This window comes from Clostridium sp. CAG:265 (genome assembly GCF_000436575.1).
Lineage (GTDB): Bacteria > Bacillota > Clostridia > Clostridiales > Clostridiaceae > Clostridium > Clostridium lentum.
Genome location: NZ_FR886641.1, coordinates 1 through 22,241 on the forward strand (window position 1 = coordinate 1; position 22,241 = coordinate 22,241).

The following is a 22,241-nucleotide window of genomic DNA, read 5'->3' on the forward strand; positions in this document are numbered from 1 at the left end:
GACTTTTTGTGTCCAAAATATTGACATAAGACCAAATAATTACCGAATTTTAAGATATAACTTTTTTATTGATAATATATTTTGGGTATTATTCATATTGTTAGCTATTAACACAACGATTAGTTGTGTTATAGCTGATAAAATCACTTCAGATTTAAGTGATTCTGTGTTGTTAAGTTTTGTGTACTGTAAAGCAAGTGGATATTTCATCATGAAATTTGTTCTTTCAATGATGGTTCTTGTTTTATAAATATTATTCCATTTGCTTGAATTTATTGGAATAACAGTATGTATTCTTATATTATTATCAATGGGAACTTGATAAATCTTGCCACACTTAGATGTTGTGCAAGGATTTTCACAAGTTAAGATATATTGAGTTTTCCCATTGATTCTAGTTTTTTTAGATTTGGGACAAATCCATTTAATTCTATCTGAACGTCCTTTTTCACGTCTTATTCCATCAAATTTCATAAGTAGCTTATTATCATTTGGGCAAGTTGGTACACCATTTTCATTAAATCCAGGCATAGGAGATGATGGCGCCCTGCGTAGCGGGATTATGGGTATTATATTCTTATCTTTATAAAGGTATTTATAATTATCAACAGCATCAAAACCAGCATCTCCAAGAAAGTATTTATATTCAAAATCATGTTTGGAGAAAAATTTATTTAATGTTGGAATTAGAGATTTTGCATCATATGTATCTTTAGCTTCGCTAGCGGTAGCTGCTTCGGTGATATTAGTTGATTTATCATTTAGGAAATCTATATCTCTGATTATACCTAGACCATTTGTAACTATTGAAGTTTTTAAAACATAACAATAATGACCATTCATATATGAAAGTTTAATATCAGGGTTTGCATATGAAACTTTAGGCATTTTACTACAAGCAAATGAATGAGCATTAAATGTTAGATTATTTTTGCTCAATGCTTTACATTGACGAAATAGTGTATCAAATTTTTTAGGATTATTTTCATTGACATAGGCTTCTATGCCAGTAGTATCAACAATTAAAATATCATTTAAGTATGAATTTATTTCATCGCAAATGGGATCTGTAATTTCAACTAAATAATCAAAAAAAATTTTTTAAATCTTTTTCAAATTTGATTTTGAATCTAGAAAATTGTGAAGCATTAGGAAGCGTAGTGAAACCGCAAATATCACGAAGTTCTGAACTAAGATTAAGAATGTTTATAAAAAGTGAAGTATCAGCAATTGATAGCATTGATTTAAGAATTAAAGCTGAAATCATAGAAGATAATTTATAAATTCTAGGATGGCCAGTATCAGAATGATAATGGTTATAAAAGCTTTGTGGTATTAAATTTTGTAAATCAATATGTTGTTCAAATAATTTAATTAACTTAGGTTTATCTTGCTGAAAGTATTCATCAACATTTGAATATATGTTAGTAAAAGATAATTGATTTAAATTTGTTTTCAAGGGAGTCCCTCCTAATCATTCGTTTTATTTAGTATATCCTAAATAAACAAATTTAATTATTGGTGGGGGAAAACTTGAAAAAATGAGTTTGTAAAACCACACCAAAACAAGGTTTTGGGGGTTATGCAATAGACTAATTGTTTTATACATAAGGAGGGTATTATGAAAGATTGTACGTTTTTTATAGTGACGCATAAAAGTTTTAATCAACCTAATATAGAAAACTATCATCCGATTATTGTTGGAAATAATAATCTAAATTTAAAAGAAGCATATTATGATAATAATGATGATAATATTTCATTTAAAAACAAAAATTATTGTGAATTAACGGCAATGTATTGGATATGGAGGAATTATCACAATTCAGATTATGTTGGAATATGCCATTACCGTAGATTTTTTATAAAAAATCGTTTTGTAAAAAATGAAAGTGGATATTTAACTTCAGATAAAGCTAAAAAGATATTGAAAAAGTATGATATTATTTTGCCTACACCTTGGGTTTCAGAAAACAAAAGTGTAAAAGAATGGTACTTAAGCACAGATGGAAAAAGTAAAGATTTAGATGAATTAAGAAATGTAATATATGAGCTATATCCTGAATATGTTGAAGAATATGATTATGTAATGAATGGAAATATTGCTTCATACTTAAATATGCTTGTAACTACTAAAAGTCTCTTTGATGAGTATTGTAAATGGTTATTTGATATACTGTTTGAATTAGAAAAAAGGATAGATATATCTTCTTATACACCACTTGAGGCAAGAGTATTTGGATTTTTAAGTGAAAGATTGCTAAACGTATGGGTTAGACATAAATCATTAAGAATTAAATGGTTACAGGTATATCAAACTGAAAAGCCATTTTCACAAAAAAAGATGTTAAAAGAAGATATTAAACGTATATTAATAGAATTAAAAAAGAAAAGAGGGATTAATTAGGATGAAGGGAATTATTTTAGCAGGTGGATCAGGAACAAGACTGTATCCAGTAACAAAAGCAATGTCAAAGCAAATGGTACCAATATATGATAAACCAATGATTTACTATCCAATGTCAGTATTAATGTTAGCAGGTATAAGAGATATTTTAATAATATCAACACCAAGGGATATAGTTAACTTTAAAGAATTATTTAAAGATGGTTCAGAATATGGTCTAAACATTGAATATGCAATTCAGGAGCAACCTAATGGATTAGCAGAAGCATTCATAATTGGTGAAGAATTCATTGGCGATGATAATGTAGCAATGATATTAGGAGATAATATATTCTATGGTCAAAGCTTTAGTGATCACTTAAAAGAAGCAGCACAATTAGAAAATGGAGCAATGGTATTTGGATACTATGTTCAAGATCCAAAGGCTTTTGGAGTAGTTGGATTTGATGAAAGTGGTAAGGTGACTTCATTAGAAGAAAAACCAGAGAAGCCAAAATCAAAATATGCAGTGCCAGGATTATATTTCTATGATAATTCAGTAGTAAAAAAAGCAAAGGAATCAAAGCCTTCGCCAAGAGGTGAACTTGAAATAACAGACTTAAATAAGATGTATATGGAAGAAGGAACTTTAAAAGTTAATTTATTAGGTAGAGGTATGGCTTGGCTTGACACAGGAACTCATGTATCAATGTTAAAGGCATCTAACTTTGTTGAAGCAGTGCAAACTACACAAGGAACATTTGTAGCTTGTCTTGAAGAAATAGCCTATAGGCAAGGATGGATAAGTACAGAACAAGTAAAAGAATTGGCTAAGCCTCTTATGAAAACTGAATATGGTAAATATTTAGTTGATATAGTGGAGGAAGTTGAAAGTAAAGCATAAATAAAAGAAGTTGTTACTACGGGGGTTAGGATATGGTTGAAGTAGGAAATTTTAAATTTATAGAAACAAAAATACCTGATTTATATATAGTTGAACCAAAGGTATTTGGAGATGCTAGAGGATACTTTATGGAAAGTTATAATAAAGAGCATTTTGATAAAGCAGGTTTAACTATGACTTTTGTTCAGGATAATGAATCAAGATCTAAAAAAGGTGTTTTAAGAGGATTACACTTCCAAACACAACATACACAAGGGAAGCTTGTAAGATGTACAGAAGGTGAAGTATGGGATGTTGCTGTTGACTTAAGAAAAGGTTCACCTACATACGGACAATGGGAAGGTGTATATTTAAGTGCTGAAAATAAGAGGCAATTCTATGTGCCAGAAGGTTTTGCACATGGATTTGTAGTTTTATCTGAAACTGCAACATTTAACTATAAATGTACAGATTTCTATTCACCAGAGCATGATGGCGGAGTTTTATGGAATGATGAAGATATTGCTATAGAATGGCCATTAGATGGAATTGAAGAAGTTTTACTTTCAGAAAAAGATAAAAAACAAAAAACATTCAAAGAGCTAGACTTACCATTTGTTTATAATAAGTAAGTAAAAAGTAGTGGAGGTTATCGCGTGAAAATATTAATAACGGGTTCAAATGGGCAATTAGGGAATGAATTTCAAAGAATAATAACTACAGGCACTGCTGAGATAGGAGAAGTTTCAGAGCAAATTAAAACTGCAGAAGTTTTTGCTGTAGATGTAGATAAATTAGATATAACTAATTTAGAACAAGTTAAAGTTGTTTTAAGAGAAGTAAAACCAGATGTAGTTATAAATTGTGCAGCAGCAACAAATGTTGATGGATGTGAAGCAAATAAGGATTTAGCTTTTAAAATAAATGCTTTAGGCCCTAGAAACTTAGCTAGGGTTTGTGAAGAAATAGGAGCTAAAATAGTTCAAGTTTCAACAGACTATGTATTTAGGGGTGTTGGAGACACGCCATTAAATGAATCAGACATAGTTGCTCCAGTAAGTTCTTACGGAAAAACTAAGCTTTTAGGTGAGGAATTCGTAAGAGAATTCTCATCAAAGTATTATATAGTTAGAACAGCTTGGCTTTACGGATATGTAGGACATAATTTTGTTTATACAATGATGAAGTTAGGAAAAGATAGAGATACTCTAAGTGTTGTAAATGATCAACTTGGAAATCCTACTCATGCAAATGATTTAGCATATCACATATTAAAACTTATAGAAACAGAGGAATATGGAATATACCACTGTACTGGAAAAGGTGAATGTAGTTGGTATGACTTTGCATCAGAAATAATGAAGCTTTCAGGAAGAAATTGCAAAGTTAATCCATGTACTTCAGCAGAATATAAGAGTATGTATCCTAATTCAGCTGATAGACCAGCATATTCATCACTTGATAATATGATGCTTAGATGCACTGTTGGTGATGAAATGAGACATTGGAAAGATGCTTTAAAAACTTTCATGGATAACGTTGAAAAATAATTATTAAATTATTGATAAACTTAAAATTTGGATATACAAGGAGAATTTATTTATGAAAACTTATTTAGTAACTGGTGGAGCAGGATTTATAGGCTCAAATTTTGTATTATACATGTTAAAGAAATATGAAGATATTAGAATAATTAACTTAGATAAGTTAACTTATGCGGGAAACTTAGAAAACTTAAAGTCAATCCAAGATGATCCAAGACACATATTTGTACATGGAGATATATGTGATAATGAAGTAGTTACTTCTTTATTTGAAAAATATGAAATAGACTATGTTGCTCATTTTGCAGCAGAATCTCACGTTGATAGAAGTATAAGAGAACCTGAAGTATTTGCTAAGACAAATATTATGGGAACAGTAAATCTTTTAAACTGTGCTAAAAATGCATGGGAAAACCAAGATGGAACATGGAAAGAAGGAGTTAAATTCTTACACGTTTCAACAGATGAGGTTTATGGTTCATTAGGAGAAACAGGATACTTCATGGAAACTACACCACTTGATCCTCACAGTCCATATTCAGCAAGTAAGGCTGGATCAGATTTAATGGTTAAGGCATACCATGACACATATAAGATGCCAATGAACATAACAAGATGTTCAAATAACTATGGACCATTCCAATTCCCAGAAAAGTTAATACCATTATTAATAAACAACTGTTTAGCTCATAAAGATTTACCAGTTTACGGTGATGGATTAAACATAAGAGACTGGTTATTTGTTGAGGACCATGCTAAAGCTATCGATATGGTTATAAATAATGGTAGAAATGGTGAAGTTTATAATGTTGGTGGACACAATGAAAGAACAAACATCACTATAGTTAAAACAGTAATATCTTACTTAAATGAAAATGTTGATAAGGAAGTTACTGAAAACTTAATTAAGTATGTTGAAGATAGAAAAGGTCATGATAGAAGATATGGAATCGACCCAACTAAGATTAAAGAAGAACTAGGATGGTATCCAGAAACTACATTTGAAGTTGGAATTAAGAAAACTATTCAATGGTACTTAGATAACCAAGAATGGATGAAGAACGTTACTTCAGGTGAATATCAAAATTATTATAATAAAATGTATAATTAGGAGAAAGATTTGAGATGAGTAAATATGACTATTTAATAGTTGGAGCAGGATTATTCGGATCAATATTTGCATATGAGGCAAATAAGAGAGGAAAAAAATGTTTGGTTATAGATAAAAGAGATCATATAGGTGGAAATATTTATTGTAAAGAAATTGAAGGCATAAATGTTCATGAATATGGAGCTCATATATTCCATACAAGTAATAAAGGGGTTTGGAACTATATAAATCAATTTGCTGAGTTTAATAGATATACTAATTCACCAGTAGCTATATACAAAGATGAATTATATAATCTTCCATTTAATATGAATACATTCAATAAACTTTGGGGAGTAAAAACTCCAGCTGAAGCTAAACTTAAGATTCAAGAACAGTTGGAAGAAACTAATATAACAGAGCCTAAAAATTTAGAGGAGCAAGCTATAAAGCTTATTGGCAAGGATATTTATGAAAAATTAATAAAGGGATACACAGAAAAGCAATGGGGAACAAGAGCTACTGAGTTACCTGGATTTATAATAAATAGATTACCAGTAAGATTTACTTATGATAATAATTATTTTAATGATACATATCAAGGTATACCAATAGGTGGATATACTAAGATAATTGAAAAAATGTTGGAAGGAATTGAAGTAAGATTAAAAAATGACTTTTTTGAAAACAGAGAATTATTTAAAGAAATTGCTGATAAAATAGTATTTACAGGTATGATTGATGAATTTTATAATTATGAGTTTGGCACCTTAGAATATAGAAGCTTAAGATTTGAACATGAAATACTAGATGAAGAAAATCATCAAGGAAATGCAGTTGTTAATTATACAGAATATGATATTCCATATACTAGAATTATTGAACATAAGCATTTTGAATATGGAACTCAACCTAAGACTGTTATTACAAAAGAGTATCCAGCTAAATGGAATAAAGGTGATGAACCATATTATCCAATAAATAACGAAAAAAATAACAATATGTATACTAAGTACAAAGAATTAGCAGATCAAGAAACTAATGTTATATTTGGTGGAAGACTAGCTCAATATAAGTATTATGATATGCATCATGTTATTGAACAAGCGTTAAATGCTGTAAAAAAAGAATTTAAGGGGGTTTAATTAATATGCAAGTTGTAAAGAATTTTCTTTATAACGTATCTTATCAGCTATTAGTTATAATATTACCTTTAATAACAGTTCCGTATGTTTCAAATATATTAGGGGCAGAAGGCATAGGAGACTATGCCTTTACTTATGCAAATGTACAATATTTTGTTATATTTGGAATGATTGGGATAAGTTTGTATGGTAATAGACAAATAGCATATGTTAGAGATAATAAAGAAAAATTAAAAAATACATTTTATTCTATTTATACATTACAATTAATAACTACAATAAGCTCTCTTATAGTTTACTTAATATTTGTATTAGTATTTAATAATGGAAGTTATAAATGGTTATGTATTGTTCAAGGAATTAATATATTAGCTACAATAGCAGATATTTCATGGTTATTCATGGGGTTAGAGCAGTTTAAGAAAACTGTAGTTAGAAATACAATTGTAAAATTAGCATCTTTAGCAAGTATTTTTGCATTCGTAAAATCATCAGATGATACAATAATATATACTGCTATTATTGCACTATCAGCTTTAATAGGTAATTTGACATTTTGGTTCTACATACCTAAAACAATAGGATTTAAAAAAATAAAAATTAGTGGATTAAGTTTACACCTAAAATCATCATTAGCTTTATTTGTACCACAAATAGCAATACAAATTTATGTTTTATTAGATAGAACAATGTTAGGGATGATAACGGATACTATACAGGTTGGATATTATGAAAATTCTCAAAAAATAGTAAAGGTAGTACTAACTATAGCAACTGCTATTGGAACTGTAATGATGCCTAAAATAGCTAATACAGTTGCTAGTGGAGATATGAAAAAGGTTAGATATTATGTTGAAAATTCTTTTTTCTTTGTAAGTGCACTATCTATTCCGTTGATGTTTGGATTAATGGGAGTAGCTAAAGAATTATCACCTTGGTTTTTTACAGATAAATTTTCAGGAATTGAAAATCTAATAATAATAAGCTCATTAATAATATTAGCTATAAGTTGGAGCAATGTATTAGGAATGCAATTATTAGTTCCATTAAATAAAACAAAAGAATTTACTATATCAGTGACTTCTGGTGCGGTAATGAATTTTATATTAAATTTAGTCATTATTAAAAGATTTGGTGCAATGGGATCTTGTATATCAACAATAATTGCTGAATTTACAGTAACTATAGTGCAAATTTATTTAATAAAAGATTTTATAAAGCCAAAAGAATTTATAAAACCTATATTATTATTTATACCATCAGCGGTGAGTATGTATATAGTTGTTAGAATTATAGGTAATGCTATGGGGCCAGGAATTTTAACTAATATAGTACAGGGAGTTATAGGTGCATTAACATATTTTATAATTACTGAGATGTGTTATAGAATATTAAAGAAACAAAGTATTGTAACGTATATAAAAAATATAATAAAAGAGTAAAAAGAAACATTACATTTAATAAGACAAATTGAAAAAGTTAATCTGCAATAGGAATATATATAATAAATACAATTCTATTTTAAAAGAGGAAGAATTATGACAAAGAAAATAAGAAAAGCAATAATACCAGCAGCAGGATTAGGAACAAGATTTTTACCTGCTACAAAAGCACAGCCAAAGGAAATGTTACCAATAGTTGATAAACCAACTATTCAATATATAATAGAAGAAGCAATAGCTTCAGGAATAGAAGAAATACTTATAATAACAGGAAGAAGTAAAAAATGTATTGAAGATCACTTTGATAAATCTGTTGAATTAGAGCTTGAACTTGAAAAGAGCGGAAAGCAAGAAATGCTTAAAATGGTTAGAGATATATCAGATATGGTGGATATTCACTTTATAAGACAAAAGGAACCAAAGGGGCTTGGACACGCTATTCAATGTGCTAAGACTTTCGTAGGAGATGAGCCATTTGCAGTACTTCTTGGAGATGATATTGTATATAACGAAGAAAAACCTTGCTTAAAGCAACTTATTGATTGTTATGATGAATATAAGACATCAGTTTTAGGTGTGCAAACAGTACCAGAAAAAGATGTTAATAAATATGGAATAGTTGATGGATTACATATTGAAGATAGAGTATATAAAGTAAAGGGCTTAGTGGAAAAGCCTGCTGTGGAAGAAGCACCAACAAATGTAGCCATATTAGGAAGATATATAATAACTCCACAAATATTTAAGGTGTTGGAAAATACAAAACCAGGAAAAGGTGGGGAAATTCAATTAACAGATGCATTATTAACTCTTATGGAAGAAGAGGCTATGTATGCATATGATTTTGAAGGAACAAGATATGATGTTGGAGATAAACTTGGATTCTTAAAAGCCACAGTAGAATATGCTTTAAGAAAAGAAGAATTAAGAGATGGATTTATAGAATATTTAAGAACTATAATATAAATAAAATACTTTAAGATTAGCTATACTATGGGGACTGTTTAAAGAAGTGATATTACACAATTCTTTCAACAGTCCTTTAAATCTTAAAATAGTTATTCATAAAGGAAAGACTGAAGTTTTTCTCTTGTAGTTTCTGTATCTATTATCATATGATACATGTCTGTCCATTCAGTATAGTGATCGCCATCTTCAGGAAATCTTCCTTGATTAATAGAGGCAGAGTTCATAGATAAAAGAGTTGCTCCTATGGAAATGATTTCACTGTCAGTAAGGTTTGTTGAAACAAGTCCTAAAATTTCATTACTTAAAGATAATCCTTCAGTTAATGATATATTTTTAAATTTATTAAATAGTGCATTTATAACAGTTCTATGACGTTCAGTTCTTTTATAATCACCACCAGATGTATATCTTATTCTACAGTATGCTGCAACTTGGGTACCATTTAAAAGTTGAGTTCCAGTGGTAGTTATATGTTCTGTAGATGTATTATTTTCTGAATCTATATTATCAATATAATTATTTATATAGTTTAATTCATCACTATAAATATTAAGTTCTAAACCACCTAGCTTGTCTATTATTATAGGAAGAGTGTGGAGATTAACTTGTGCAAATTTATCTATAGCCAAGCCAAAATTATAATTTATAGTTTTAAGTAAGAGTTCTGCACCACCATCATTTAATGTATAGTTTAAATTTGACATTCCACCATCAGGAAGATCAAGATACATATCTCTCATCAAAGAACATAAATTAATTTCATTTGTTTTTTTATTAATGGATAAAAGCATAGTTACATCAGCTGCACCATTATTATTACTATAATCAGCACCTAGTAAAGCCATTGTAATAACTTCATCGCTATTTTCAGGAACAGTTCCTTTAGAAACTTCAGTAATGGAAGTTCTATCAATATCAATACGTTCAACTTTAGAACTAAGTGTTTTTATAAAAGCAAATATTGATAAAGTTATTAAAATAATTGCAATAGATGAGAGTAATAAGATTTTCTTTAATTTTTTCATAATGTATGAACCTCTTTCGTTATAGTGTTTAAATAAAAAATGATGAATCAAAGAGTACTTTGACACATCATTTTATTTTTATTGAGGTAACTGATCATTAAATATATAATTCATAACTTGAGTTCTTGTAGCAGTAGCATCAAAAGTCAAATAATATATTCCATCAATCATAGTGCCTTCATAATAGCCATCAATAGGGAAACGTTCTTGTTCAATAGTTACTCCATTTAAGCCCATAGATCCTATTTTTGTTGCAAGTTTTAATATTTCATTAGTATTTAAATTAGTAGTTGCATATTGAGCTAAAGTTGAAATAACATCTAGATATTGAGTAGCAGGTACATTTAAAGCTTTATTAAATAAAGCAGTTAATACTGTTCTTTGTCTTTCAGTTCTTTTAAAGTCTCCTCCGGATGTATATCTTATTCTTGAATATGCAAGTGCTTGAGCGCCATCAACATGATGAGCTCCAGGCGTTGTTATAATAGGAGAGTTAGTACCACTAACAGAATTTATATTGTTTATATATCCATTTATATAATTTAATTCTTCTTCTGTTATATCAATAGTTATTCCGCCAAGGCTATCTATAATTTTAGGAAGAGAAGCGAAATCTACTGCAACAAAATCAGTTATATTTAAACCAAAGTTTGTATTTAAAGTGTTAATTGCTAAGTTAGCTCCGCCATAAGCGTAAGCATGATTTAATTTATCATATCCATAGTTAGAAATATTTACATATGAATCTCTCATAAAAGATGTAAGTTTAAGTTTATTATGGATTGGATCTAAAGTAGCTACCATAATTGAATCAGATCTTCCTGATGTACTATCAGTACTATCTATTCCTAAAAGAGCAATATTAATTATTTCTGTATAATCATCATATTGTTTTAGTTCTTCTTCATCAACTACACCTAACTCATCTTCTTTAAGATCAATTTTTTCAGACTTATTAACTATATTATTAACAGTATAATAGCTATAAGTATATAAGGCGGCTATAGTTAGAATAATTGCTGAAAATATACATAATACTATCTTTGTCCATTTAGGAAGTTTTTTTGTTTTTTTATCTTTATTCATTTTAAAACTCCTTACTATATTCTTATATCATTTAGTATAACAAAATGTTTACTAAATATAATAATGTATAATAATATTTATTATATCATAATAAACATTATTATGAAGAATATAATTGCGTATTTAATATTAAATACGGTATAATTTATAAGTGATATTTTTAGAAGGGGAATAATTATGAGTAAGAAAATTAGAAAAGCGATAATTCCAGCGGCAGGTTTAGGGACAAGATTTTTACCAGCAACAAAGGCACAGCCTAAAGAAATGCTGCCAATAGTAGATAAACCAACAATCCAATATATTATAGAAGAAGCAGTAGCTTCAGGAATAGAAGAGATACTTATTATTACAGGAAGAAGTAAGAAATGTATTGAAGATCACTTTGATAAATCTGTAGAGCTTGAGTTAGAACTTGAAAAAAGTGGTAAAGAACAAATGTTAAAAATGGTAAGAGAAATCTCTGATATGGTAGATATTCACTTTATTAGACAAAAGGAACCAAGGGGGCTTGGACACGCTATTAGTTGTGCAAAGACTTTTGTAGGTAATGAACCATTTGCAGTTCTTTTAGGCGATGATATAGTATATAATGAAGGAAGACCTTGTTTAAAGCAACTTATTGATTGTTATGATGAGTATAAAACTTCTGTTTTAGGTGTTCAAACTGTAGAAGCAAAAGATGTTAATAAATATGGAATAGTAAATGGAATTCATATTGAAGATAGAGTTTATAAAGTAAAAGGTCTTGTTGAAAAGCCACCAGTGGAAGAAGCACCAAGTAATGTAGCTATCTTAGGAAGATATATAATTACACCACAAATCTTTAAAATTCTTGAAGAAACAAAGCCAGGAAAAGGTGGAGAAATACAATTAACAGATGCATTATTAAAGCTTATTGATGAAGAAGCTATGTATGCATATGACTTTGAAGGAACAAGATATGATGTGGGAGATAAGCTTGGATTTTTAAAAGCAACTGTAGAGTATGCATTAAGAAGAGAAGACCTTAGAGATGGATTCATAGAATATTTAAATACATTAAAGAAATAATAGTTAAGATAAAATGGCATTGGACTGTAATCCAATGCCATTTTACTTTATTTCTTATTAATTGTTATTTTGAGTTTTAGAATTACCATTGACCAGGTAAAGCTAGTATTTCAACTGTAACATTTCTTCTTCCCCAAGCAATGCAATCTGCTTCTGAGTTAAAGTAAAGGTCAATAATATTTCCGTTTATAGCTCCCCCTGTATCAGCAGCAATGGCTATTCCATATCCTGAAACGTAAACTTTAGATCCTAAAGGAATAACGCTAGGGTCTACAGCAATGGTACTTATACCACCAGGATTATAAACCGGTTTAGTACCAGTAGCTGTTAATGTACCACCAGTATAAGCTGTTGATTGCATAGTTAATGTTGATAAGGCTGTAGAACCTGAGCTTGCCCCAGGTGTAAATGTGACAGTCATTGATTCACCTCTTGATGGAATGGCAGCTTCTGCTTTGGCCTTTTCTTCAGCATTAATTTTTTCAACTTTAAGATTACCTTGGGAAATACTATTATTAGCAGCTTCAATAACTGTAGAGCTATTTAAAGTAGGTATTAAATAAGTTAAAGTTGAAATTGATTCTTGTAATTCAGATATAGTATTAGAGTTTTCTATAATAGATACAGAATACGCAATAAGTTTTTGCTCATTTGCTTCTATTACAGATGAAACTTTAGATTGCTCTTCATTAAGTTGTGCCATTTTTGTTTCTTGTTCAGATTTCTTGCTTTTTAATTCTTTTAAAGAACTTTCAGTTTCTTCTTTTAGAGCTTGTAAAGAAGCTTCTTTACTGCTAAGCTCATCCATTGTAACTGTTAAAGTTTCTTTTTTTTCTTTTACTTCACTAATTAATTCTTTGTCTAGATATACTATCTTGCTTACAGCATCAAATCTGTCAAAAATATCAGTTAGGCTTTCAGAAGCAAGCAAGTATGCCAGCATATTGGACATTAGATTACTTTTTTGGATATTTCTAAGTCTTTTGCTTAAAATAGATTCTTTTTCTGATATTTCTATTTCTGTTTGTTCCAATAAAGCTTTTGTACTTTTAATTTCTGCTTCTGTATTTGCAATTTGTGTTTCGTTATCTTTTAGCTTAGTATTGATATTGTCTATTTCTATATTTATATTTGCAATTTCAGAATTAAGGGACAATATTTGTTCATCTAGTAAGTCATATTGGGCTTTGCTTTCTGAGATAGCTTGTCTTTCATTATCTAAATCATCAGCATAAACTGAAAATGATCCAATTATGTTAGTGAAGCAAATAGTTGTAGCAAGTAATACTGATAGTACTGTTGATTTTCTATTCAAGAAAATCACCTCCTATTTTTATTTCTAACTTATTACCAAGATAAATGATATATAAGTTAGATGTATCCTTGTTGGATATATAAATAATTCAAAGTCATAAGTTAGTAATATTTTACCACTTAAGAGGCAGTGAAATTATAATATGTTGCTATTATACCACAAGATGTTGACTTTGCAAAAAACCTATATAATAATAAAAATGTAAAAGGATTACCTAAAGGGGTGTATAGAATGGAAAAGATTAAAGTTTTGTCGGTATTTGGAACAAGGCCAGAAGCGATAAAGATGTGTCCTTTGGTTAAATTGTTGGAAAAAGACGAACGAATTGATGCAAAAATTTGTGTTACAGCACAACATAGAGAAATGCTAGATTCTGTTTTAGATATATTTGATGTTAAACCAGATTTTGATTTAAATATAATGGCACATGGGCAAACAATAATAGATATATGTAATAAAGTATTAACAGGAGTTGATAAGGTACTTAAGGAGTTTAGACCTGATATTGTCCTTGTTCATGGAGATACATCAACTACATTAAATGGTGCTTTAGCAGCTTTTTATAATAAAGTTCCAGTTGGGCATGTAGAAGCTGGACTTAGAACAGGAGATATGTATTCACCATTTCCAGAGGAAGCAAATAGAAAATTAACAGGGGCCATAGCTACTCTTCATTTTGCACCTACAGAAAGTAATGAAGTTAACTTAGCTAAGGAAGGAATAGTTGAGAATGTATTTAGAACAGGAAATACTGTTATTGATGCATTATTAAGTGTAATAAATAAAGAACATAAATTTGAAAATGAAGAATTAAATAAAATAGATTTTAAGAACAATAAGGTTATATTGCTGACTGCTCATAGAAGAGAAAATTGGGGAGAACCAATGAAAAATATTTTTGCAGCTGTGAGAGAAGTGGCAGAGCAAAATAAGGATGTGCAAATAATATTCCCAATGCATAAAAATCCTTTAATAAGGGATTTAGCAAGAGAAAGTTTTAAAGGAATTGAAGATAAAGTAGCTTTAATTGAACCATTGGAATATGTGGACTTTGCAAATTTAATGAATAAATGTTATCTGATAATGACTGATTCAGGTGGCATTCAGGAGGAAGCACCTGCACTGGGAAAACCTGTAGTTGTTTTAAGGACTGAAACAGAAAGACCAGAAGCTGTAAAGGCTGGAACAGTTAAACTAGCAGGTATTGAAAGAAATAAAATATTTGAAATCACTAATGAGTTAGTAATTGATAATTTAGAATATCATAAAATGGCACATGCAATAAATCCATATGGTGATGGAAAAGCTTGTGAAAGAATAGTAGAATTAATAGTGAAACACTTTGAATAATTGATAATTTAGAAAGAAAGTCCTTAGTGACTTTCTTAGTTATATTTATTTTAATATGATAAAAAAACTTTATTAAATTGATTAATAAAGTTTGATTTATGTAGTATGTTAGGTATATAATGAAAATGTAAACAATTTAATGTTTAAAATAGGGAGGTATATAAATGGCCGTTTTAATATCAGGTGGTATGGGATATATAGGAAGTCATACAGCAGTAGAGCTTTTAAATGGAGGTTATGATGTTATTATTGCAGATAACCTTTGTAACAGTAAAGAAATAGTTAAAGAGAGAATAGAAAAGATAACAGGTAAGACTACTAAGTTTTATAATGTTGATTTAACTTTAGAAGATGAAACAGAAAAGATATTCAAAGAAAATAATATAGATTCTGTAATTCACTTTGCAGCTTTAAAGGCAGTAGGTGAATCAGTAGAAAAGCCATTAGAATATTACTATAACAATTTAACAAGTGCACTTGTTATGTTAAAGGTAATGAGAAAATATAACTGTAAAAATTTTGTATTTAGTTCTTCAGCAACAGTGTATGGAGATGCTAAAGTAGTGCCAATAACTGAAGATTCACCACTTTCAGCAACAAATCCATATGGTCAAACTAAACTTATGATTGAAAATATGCTTAGAGATATCTGCCATGCAGACAAGACTTTAAATGTTGCATTACTTAGATACTTCAATCCAGTAGGAGCTCATAAGAGTGGAACTATTGGAGAAGATCCAAATGGAATTCCAAATAATTTAATGCCATACATCACAAAGGTTGCTGTAGGTCAATTAGAAAAGTTAAGAGTATTTGGCAATGATTATCCAACTCATGATGGTACTGGAGTAAGAGATTATATTCATGTTGTTGACTTAGCTGATGGACATGTTAAAGCATTAAAGAAACTTGAAACTAATCCAGGACTTGTAACATATAATTTAGGTACAGGAAAAGGGTATTCAGTGCTAGATGTAGTTAATGCATTCAGTAAAGCATGTGGAAAAGAAATTCCTTATGAAATAGTAGATAGAAGACCAGGAGATATTGCTACTTGTTATGCAGATCCAACAAAAGCTAATGAAGAATTAGGTTGGAAGGCTGAAAGAGGAATTGATGAAATGTGTGAAGACTCTTGGAGATGGCAAAGCAATAATCCAAAGGGATATGAAGAATAAACAAATAGTATTTTTTTAGTTAAAGTCTGCTTATTTTAGTATAAATATTGCTGAAATAAGTAGGCTTTTTTGTTTTTTAAATATCTAATTAAAACTTTTATTAACAAATTGGTTATATTATTGACAAATTTAGAGAGTTAATAAATAATTATTTAAGACAATCAATATAGAAAAATAAATAATTATAAAGAATAAGAGGTGCAAGTATTATGACCATGAGCGTTAAGAAGAATTATTTGTATAATTTATTATATCAAATGACTTCAGTTTTATTGCCTGTACTAACAATACCTTATGTATCAAGAGTTTTGTCTGCAGATGGAATAGGTATAAATACTGTTACATATGCAAATACACAGTATTTTATTTTGCTTGGTAGTTTAGGAATAAGTATATATGCAACTAAAAAGATAGCAACTATAAGAGAGAAGAAAGATAAGTTAAAGAAAACTTTTTGGGAGATATTTTCTATTCAATTTACTGGGTGTATTTTGGCTTACATGGTATTTGCTTTAACACTAGGGCAAAGTCACAAATATGGAGTTTTCTATATGCTACAAGGATTTTATATATTAGCAGCTGCTGTTGATATATCTTGGTATTTCCTGGGTATTGAAAATTTTAAAAATGCATCATTAAGAAGTTTTTTTGCCAAAATAATTTCTGTAATATTAATATTTATTTTTGTAAAAACAAGAGATGATTTATGGAAGTATATTTTAATTAACGCAGGAACAATGTTTGTAGGTCAATTAATTATGTGGTTTTATGTTGGTAAGGATATGCTTAAAGTTAAAGAAATTGGTAAATTAAAAATAGCAATGCACATTATGCCTATACTAGCATTATTTGTACCGCAAATAGCTACGCAAGTTTATACAGTTTTAGATAAAACAATGATAGATTTATTTAAGGGGGCAGTAGAAGCAGGATATTATGATCAATCACAAAAGATAGTAAGAATATTATTATCTGTTGTTACTTCTTTAGGTATTGTAATGCTCCCTAGAATTGCTAATCTATTTAGTAAAGATGATTTAAATGAAGTTAAAAAGAGTTTAAGAAAAGCATTTGTTGTAATTAGTTTTTTATCTATACCGATAACTTTTGGTTTAATAGGGATAAGTGATAAATTTGTACCAATACTTTTTGGTAATGAGTTTTTAAGTGTAATTCCATTAACTAAGATTTCACCGGTATTGGTAATAATAATAGGTCTTGGTAATGTTTTTGGTACACAGTATTTACTAGCTATAGGAAAGAATAAAGAGTATACAGCATCTGTTTGTATAGGAGCATTAGTTAATTTTTGCTTTAACTTATTATTAATACCACGATTTGCAGCTATGGGAGCAGTAATAGCTACAGTGTCAGCTGAATTATCAATTGCATTAATCCAGTTTTGGTTTGCCAGAGTGGTGTTTGATTTTACTTGGATAAAAGAAACATATAAGTATTGGGTAAGTGGGATATTGATGTTAGCAATTGTAAGATTGATTGGAAATGTAACACCAATTAGTATTTTATTCCTTGTACTTCAAATAGCGATAGGATCTCTAGTTTATTTTATATCATTAATCATACTAAGAGATAAATTTTTATTTGAAGCAATTGAAAATGTTATAGATAGAATTCGTAAAAGATAATTTATATAAAGAAGGTAAAAAATGATTAAAGTTTTAAAAAAAGTTAACTATTTAAGAAAACAAAGAAATTATAAAAAGTTTATAGATAATATTTTGAAAGTTGTAGATTTTACTCCTATTGAGAATAATGTTCCAGAAAAAGTAGAAAAGATAACTTTTATTATTCCTGGAATGCCATTATATAGTGGAGGTCATACATCAATTTTAAGATTAGGTACTGAATTAAGTAAAAATGGTTATGATGTAAGATATTTTTCAATTTATGATAATGAAAGTCTTGAAGAAATGAAAAATAATGCAAAAGCTACATTATCAGGATATAAGGGGACTTTTATTAATGGATTAATTGAAGATATTGAAACTGATGTAGTAATTGCAACTCAATGGGATACCGTTTATCATGCAAAAAAAATTGATGGATATAAAATGTATTTTGTACAAGATTATGAGCCATATTTTTATATGTTTGGTGAAGCTTTTATAATTGCACAAAAGACTTATGAATTAGGATTCCATATGATAAGCTTAGGAGCTTGGAATAAGCATATGGTAGAAAGAGAATGCTCAATAATTTCACCAATAGATGTAATTACTTTCCCTTATGAGGGAAAAGAATATTATGATAAAGGTAGAAATTTTGATGAGTATCCTAATAAAAAAGAATTCAATATGGCTGTTTATGTTAAAGATACTGGAAAAAGAGCACCATATATATGTCAACATATGGTTAAAAAGTTGCAGGGTGACTTATTTAAAGATGGTATAACTTTAAATGTTAAATATTATGGTGAATCTACTGATTTTAAATGTGATGGAGGAAAAAATATAGGAAAGCTTACTAAAGAGGAATTGTTAGAGTTATATAATAATTCAGATTTTGGGATGGTTGGATCGTTAACAAATATATCTTTAGTACCATATGAAATGTTAGCTACAGGATTACCTATATTTGAATTTAAGGAGGGAACCTTTAATTATTTCTTCCCTAAAGGTTCAGCTTTAGTTACATCATTTGATTATAATGAGTTTTATGAAATGTTTAAAAATGCAATTAATAATCCAAATTTATTAAAAGAAATAAATAAAGTTTCAAAGGAATATCTAAATACTTTAAGTTGGCAAAATACTGGTAAAGAATGTGTTGAAATATTAAAGAGCTTGAAATAGGAGGAAGAACTCTATTAGAGTTCTTTTTTAAAGTTTTTTAGAGAATTAATTATTTATGATATAATTTTATAAGTTGTAAAAGAATTAATTTTATAAATTAATATAAAGGAGAGAAAATTTAATGAAAACTATATATTTAGTTTTACCTTGTTATAATGAAGAGGCAGTGCTTCACGAAACATCTGCTAGATTAAAAATTAAAATGAATCAGCTTATTAGTGAAAATAAAATAAGCAAAGATAGTAGAATAACTTTTGTTGATGATGGGAGTAAAGATAATACTTGGAGTATTATTGAAGAACTTAAAGAAAGTGATGAATTATTTGCAGGGATTAAATTATCAAGAAATAGAGGCCATCAAAATGCTTTATTAGCAGGATTAATGACTGTTAAGGATTATTGTGATGCAGCAATCTCTTTAGATGCAGATTTACAAGATGATGTTAATGTAATTGATAAATTTATTGATAGGTTTATTGATGGGTGTGATGTAGTTTATGGTGTTAGAAGTGATAGAAAAACAGATACTGTATTTAAAAGAACTACTGCACAAGGATTTTATAAAGTAATGAAACTTTTAGGAGTTGACATAGTTTATAATCATGCAGATTATAGATTAATGAGTAAGAGAGCTTTGGAAGCTTTAGGAGAATTTGAGGAAGTAAATTTATTTTTAAGAGGAATAGTGCCTCTTATAGGATATAGAAGTGATGTGGTTTTATACGAGAGAAGTGAAAGGTTTGCAGGAGAATCTAAGTATCCACTTAAAAAAATGCTTTCTTTTGCTTTTGAAGGTATAACATCTTTTAGTGTAAAACCTATAAAATTGATATTAAATTTAGGTATTATAATGTTTACGACAAGTTTATTATTTTTAATATATTTTATAACTTTATGGTGTCTTGGCAAAACAGTTGAAGGATGGGCAACAATTGTTGTATCAATATGGATGTTAGGTGGAATTCAACTCTTATGCTTAGGAATAATAGGAGAGTACATAGGTAAAATTTATATTGAAACTAAAAAGAGACCTAAGTTTATAATAGATAAGTTTATAAAAAATTAATTATAGATTTAGGAGGATTTTAATATGAAGTTAAATAGTATAGGAAATATTTTATTAAAAATATTTGCATGTGTTTTTACAATAGTAAGTTTATATTTACTATTTATTAACATTACATCAAATTATGGAAGATTATTTCCTATGAATAAATTAATAGTAGTATTAGGGGCTATAATTATATTAGCTATATTATTAATATTAAAACATATATTTGATAGGTTAGATGATAAAAAATTGATTAAAATTAGTATTTTATTTGGGATAATATTATTAATTTTACAAGTTATTTTTGTTATATATTGCAGAGTTAAACCAAGTTGGGATTTTGGAGTTATATTTTATGACGCTCATAGAATAGCTAATTCAGTATTTGAATTACCAGAATATTATTATAATTTTTATCCCAATAATATTGGTGCACTTCTTATGTATACAGCATTATTTAAATGTATAAGTTTATTTACAACAAATGAAATAGTTTATCTTATTGTGGGGAGCATTTTTAATATAATAATGATAGATGGAGCTTTAGTGCTGACATATATTTTAGTTAAGAAAGTATTTAATTTAAAAATGGCAACATTATTTAGTTTTTTATCTATTTTTATAATTCCATTATTTGCTTATTCTCCAATACTTTATACAGATACAACAACTATGATATTTCCAGTAGCAATATTATTATTTTTATATAATTATAATGAAAGTAAATCATATTATAAGATTTGGAATTTAATAGGTATAGGTGTGTTTGGGGCATTAGGTGTTATATTAAAAACTAATATAATTATTGTGGTAGTTGCTATAATTATATATATATTATGCACTAACAAAATAATAAAAGGTTTGGTTAGTAATTTAATAATTTTGATTTCATTTTTAGTTATATTTTCAGGATATAAGGCTATTGCAAGTTATGTAATGCCTATAAAATATAGTGAAGCAGGACTTCCTATGACTCATTGGATAATGATGGGACTTAAAGGTGATGGCGGTTATAATAAAGAAGATGTAGATTTTACCTCTTCTTTTAAAGATAAAGAAAAAGCTAAGAAGGCTAATATAGAAGAAATTGAAAATAGACTTAGAGATTATGGATTTAAGGGATATTTAGAATTTTTAGATAAAAAAATAAAGTTTACTTGGAATGATGGAACATATTATTCTATTAATAAATTATGTAGACAGCCATTAGAAGATAATAAAGTAGAGGAATATGTAATTGGGGAAAAGAATAATATAATTATTTATATTGCTCAAATGAGTAATTTAGCACTTATAGCCCTTATATTTATTTCTTCAATTGCAGCATTTAAATATAGAGATAAGCATAAAATTGTGCAATGTGTGCAAATAGCTATATTTGGAGTATTTTTATTTTTAGTTATTTGGGAAGCAAGGTCAAGATATTTAGTTTGTATTTTGCCGGTGATGATGTTTGCTGCTATAGGAGGATTGTATTCTTTAGTGGGAGGAGAAGATCATGAAATTTATAAATGATGGTGTAATTAGATTTATAAAATTTGGCATGGTTGGAGTAATAAATACATTAGTAAATTGGATAATATTTTTTATTCTAAATGCACTTGGTATGTATTATATACTAGCCAACATTATTGCATATATTTTAGGTACTGTTAATAGTTATTTATGGAATACTTTATGGGTATTTAAATATAAGGATAAGGCATCAACAGAGACAACAATAAAGTTTATTATTTTAAATCTTATTGGACTTGGATTAAATACAGGAATATTATATGTATTAGTTGATTTATGTAATTTAAATAAATTTATAGGGTTGGTTATAACAACAGCAATAGTGATGATTATAAATTATATAGTTAATAAGCTATGGGTATTTAGTAAATGATAGCTAAAGTATAAAAAAAGAGACCT

General features: G+C 28.3%; 21 protein-coding genes. 16 read left to right on the forward strand and 5 right to left on the reverse strand.

Features of this window, described 5'->3' with window-relative positions:
- Positions 1–39: 39 nt before the first annotated feature.
- A complete protein-coding gene (locus Q5O29_RS10160) occupies positions 40–1,098 on the reverse strand; it encodes a transposase (protein WP_308779189.1) in 1,059 nt (352 codons plus the stop codon).
- Positions 1,088–1,459: a transposase gene (locus Q5O29_RS10165; RefSeq protein WP_022212833.1), complete on the reverse strand. Its 372-nt coding sequence runs from the start codon at positions 1,457–1,459 to the stop codon at positions 1,088–1,090. The genes Q5O29_RS10160 and Q5O29_RS10165 overlap by 11 nt, the downstream gene beginning before the upstream one ends.
- A gap of 162 nt (positions 1,460–1,621) precedes the next feature.
- Between Q5O29_RS10165 and Q5O29_RS10170 the strand changes: the two genes are divergently transcribed.
- From Q5O29_RS10170 to galU (Q5O29_RS10205), 8 genes are all read left to right on the forward strand, one after another.
- On the forward strand, positions 1,622–2,407 hold the full coding sequence (locus Q5O29_RS10170; RefSeq protein ID WP_022212834.1) for a DUF4422 domain-containing protein: 786 nt from the start codon (positions 1,622–1,624) through the stop codon (positions 2,405–2,407).
- A gap of 1 nt (position 2,408) precedes the next feature.
- Positions 2,409–3,290 (forward strand): glucose-1-phosphate thymidylyltransferase RfbA, encoded by an 882-nt coding sequence (rfbA, locus tag Q5O29_RS10175; RefSeq protein WP_022212835.1) that lies wholly within the window; start codon positions 2,409–2,411, stop codon positions 3,288–3,290.
- A 32-nt stretch (positions 3,291–3,322) separates the two neighbouring features.
- The gene (rfbC, locus tag Q5O29_RS10180; RefSeq protein WP_022212836.1) at positions 3,323–3,901 is read left to right on the forward strand and encodes a dTDP-4-dehydrorhamnose 3,5-epimerase; all 579 of its coding nucleotides are present in this window, start codon (positions 3,323–3,325) and stop codon (positions 3,899–3,901) included.
- Between the two features lie 24 nt (positions 3,902–3,925).
- Positions 3,926–4,819: a dTDP-4-dehydrorhamnose reductase gene (rfbD, locus tag Q5O29_RS10185; RefSeq protein ID WP_022212837.1), complete on the forward strand. Its 894-nt coding sequence runs from the start codon at positions 3,926–3,928 to the stop codon at positions 4,817–4,819.
- Positions 4,820–4,871: 52 nt separating this feature from the next.
- Positions 4,872–5,924 carry a dTDP-glucose 4,6-dehydratase gene (gene rfbB, locus Q5O29_RS10190; protein WP_022212838.1) on the forward strand — a complete coding sequence of 351 codons (1,053 nt, stop codon included), beginning with the start codon at positions 4,872–4,874 and terminating at the stop codon, positions 5,922–5,924.
- 14 nt (positions 5,925–5,938) lie between these two features.
- Complete coding sequence (gene glf, locus Q5O29_RS10195; RefSeq protein ID WP_022212839.1) at positions 5,939–7,048, forward strand: UDP-galactopyranose mutase; 1,110 nt, start codon at positions 5,939–5,941, stop codon at positions 7,046–7,048.
- A 5-nt stretch (positions 7,049–7,053) separates the two neighbouring features.
- Positions 7,054–8,490 carry a flippase gene (locus Q5O29_RS10200; RefSeq protein ID WP_022212840.1) on the forward strand — a complete coding sequence of 479 codons (1,437 nt, stop codon included), beginning with the start codon at positions 7,054–7,056 and terminating at the stop codon, positions 8,488–8,490.
- A gap of 96 nt (positions 8,491–8,586) precedes the next feature.
- On the forward strand, positions 8,587–9,456 hold the full coding sequence (gene galU / locus Q5O29_RS10205) for a UTP--glucose-1-phosphate uridylyltransferase GalU (protein WP_022212841.1): 870 nt from the start codon (positions 8,587–8,589) through the stop codon (positions 9,454–9,456).
- A gap of 92 nt (positions 9,457–9,548) precedes the next feature.
- Here the strand turns inward: galU (Q5O29_RS10205) and Q5O29_RS10210 are convergent, their stop codons facing one another.
- Positions 9,549–10,484: an LCP family protein gene (locus Q5O29_RS10210; protein ID WP_022212842.1), complete on the reverse strand. Its 936-nt coding sequence runs from the start codon at positions 10,482–10,484 to the stop codon at positions 9,549–9,551.
- 78 nt (positions 10,485–10,562) lie between these two features.
- Complete coding sequence (locus Q5O29_RS10215) at positions 10,563–11,570, reverse strand: LCP family protein (protein ID WP_022212843.1); 1,008 nt, start codon at positions 11,568–11,570, stop codon at positions 10,563–10,565.
- Positions 11,571–11,747: 177 nt separating this feature from the next.
- Between Q5O29_RS10215 and galU (Q5O29_RS10220) the strand changes: the two genes are divergently transcribed.
- Entirely contained in the window at positions 11,748–12,620 is an 873-nt protein-coding gene (gene galU, locus Q5O29_RS10220) for a UTP--glucose-1-phosphate uridylyltransferase GalU (RefSeq protein ID WP_022212844.1), read from the forward strand.
- 82 nt (positions 12,621–12,702) lie between these two features.
- On the opposite strand, the gene Q5O29_RS10225 is transcribed toward galU (Q5O29_RS10220), so the two are convergent.
- Positions 12,703–13,935, reverse strand: a complete 1,233-nt coding sequence (locus Q5O29_RS10225) for a 3D domain-containing protein (RefSeq protein WP_022212845.1) — start codon at positions 13,933–13,935, stop codon at positions 12,703–12,705.
- A gap of 231 nt (positions 13,936–14,166) precedes the next feature.
- Here Q5O29_RS10225 and wecB point away from each other — a divergent pair, with 231 nt between their 5' ends.
- The 7 genes from wecB (at position 14,167) to Q5O29_RS10260 (ending at position 22,215) form a co-directional block, all read left to right on the forward strand.
- On the forward strand, positions 14,167–15,285 hold the full coding sequence (gene wecB / locus Q5O29_RS10230; RefSeq protein ID WP_022212846.1) for a non-hydrolyzing UDP-N-acetylglucosamine 2-epimerase: 1,119 nt from the start codon (positions 14,167–14,169) through the stop codon (positions 15,283–15,285).
- A 164-nt stretch (positions 15,286–15,449) separates the two neighbouring features.
- Positions 15,450–16,463: a UDP-glucose 4-epimerase GalE gene (galE, locus tag Q5O29_RS10235; protein WP_022212847.1), complete on the forward strand. Its 1,014-nt coding sequence runs from the start codon at positions 15,450–15,452 to the stop codon at positions 16,461–16,463.
- A 209-nt stretch (positions 16,464–16,672) separates the two neighbouring features.
- Positions 16,673–18,109 carry a flippase gene (locus Q5O29_RS10240; RefSeq protein WP_022212848.1) on the forward strand — a complete coding sequence of 479 codons (1,437 nt, stop codon included), beginning with the start codon at positions 16,673–16,675 and terminating at the stop codon, positions 18,107–18,109.
- Between the two features lie 21 nt (positions 18,110–18,130).
- A complete protein-coding gene (locus tag Q5O29_RS10245; RefSeq protein WP_022212849.1) occupies positions 18,131–19,276 on the forward strand; it encodes a glycosyltransferase in 1,146 nt (381 codons plus the stop codon).
- 121 nt (positions 19,277–19,397) lie between these two features.
- The gene (locus Q5O29_RS10250) at positions 19,398–20,342 is read left to right on the forward strand and encodes a glycosyltransferase family 2 protein (protein WP_022212850.1); all 945 of its coding nucleotides are present in this window, start codon (positions 19,398–19,400) and stop codon (positions 20,340–20,342) included.
- Positions 20,343–20,366: 24 nt separating this feature from the next.
- Positions 20,367–21,842: a glycosyltransferase family 39 protein gene (locus Q5O29_RS10255; RefSeq protein ID WP_022212851.1), complete on the forward strand. Its 1,476-nt coding sequence runs from the start codon at positions 20,367–20,369 to the stop codon at positions 21,840–21,842.
- Entirely contained in the window at positions 21,826–22,215 is a 390-nt protein-coding gene (locus Q5O29_RS10260) for a GtrA family protein (RefSeq protein WP_022212852.1), read from the forward strand. The genes Q5O29_RS10255 and Q5O29_RS10260 overlap by 17 nt, the downstream gene beginning before the upstream one ends.
- The last annotated feature ends 26 nt before the right edge of the window (positions 22,216–22,241 follow it).

Excerpts from the sequence above, each read along its gene's own strand:
- rfbB (WP_022212838.1), top strand. The coding sequence starts at position 4,872 with ATGAAAACTTATTTAGTAACTGGTGGAGCAGGATTTATAGGCTCAAAT.
- rfbC (WP_022212836.1), top strand. The coding sequence starts at position 3,323 with ATGGTTGAAGTAGGAAATTTTAAATTTATAGAAACAAAAATACCTGAT.
- Q5O29_RS10240 (WP_022212848.1), top strand. The coding sequence starts at position 16,673 with ATGACCATGAGCGTTAAGAAGAATTATTTGTATAATTTATTATATCAA.
- Q5O29_RS10210 (WP_022212842.1), bottom strand. The coding sequence starts at position 10,484 with ATGAAAAAATTAAAGAAAATCTTATTACTCTCATCTATTGCAATTATT.
- rfbA (WP_022212835.1), top strand. The coding sequence starts at position 2,409 with ATGAAGGGAATTATTTTAGCAGGTGGATCAGGAACAAGACTGTATCCA.
- galU (WP_022212844.1), top strand. The coding sequence starts at position 11,748 with ATGAGTAAGAAAATTAGAAAAGCGATAATTCCAGCGGCAGGTTTAGGG.
- Q5O29_RS10255 (WP_022212851.1), top strand. The coding sequence starts at position 20,367 with ATGAAGTTAAATAGTATAGGAAATATTTTATTAAAAATATTTGCATGT.
- Q5O29_RS10260 (WP_022212852.1), top strand. The coding sequence starts at position 21,826 with ATGAAATTTATAAATGATGGTGTAATTAGATTTATAAAATTTGGCATG.
- galU (WP_022212841.1), top strand. The coding sequence starts at position 8,587 with ATGACAAAGAAAATAAGAAAAGCAATAATACCAGCAGCAGGATTAGGA.
- glf (WP_022212839.1), top strand. The coding sequence starts at position 5,939 with ATGAGTAAATATGACTATTTAATAGTTGGAGCAGGATTATTCGGATCA.
- Q5O29_RS10200 (WP_022212840.1), top strand. The coding sequence starts at position 7,054 with ATGCAAGTTGTAAAGAATTTTCTTTATAACGTATCTTATCAGCTATTA.
- Q5O29_RS10215 (WP_022212843.1), bottom strand. The coding sequence starts at position 11,570 with ATGAATAAAGATAAAAAAACAAAAAAACTTCCTAAATGGACAAAGATA.
- wecB (WP_022212846.1), top strand. The coding sequence starts at position 14,167 with ATGGAAAAGATTAAAGTTTTGTCGGTATTTGGAACAAGGCCAGAAGCG.
- Q5O29_RS10250 (WP_022212850.1), top strand. The coding sequence starts at position 19,398 with ATGAAAACTATATATTTAGTTTTACCTTGTTATAATGAAGAGGCAGTG.
- Q5O29_RS10245 (WP_022212849.1), top strand. The coding sequence starts at position 18,131 with ATGATTAAAGTTTTAAAAAAAGTTAACTATTTAAGAAAACAAAGAAAT.
- Q5O29_RS10170 (WP_022212834.1), top strand. The coding sequence starts at position 1,622 with ATGAAAGATTGTACGTTTTTTATAGTGACGCATAAAAGTTTTAATCAA.
- galE (WP_022212847.1), top strand. The coding sequence starts at position 15,450 with ATGGCCGTTTTAATATCAGGTGGTATGGGATATATAGGAAGTCATACA.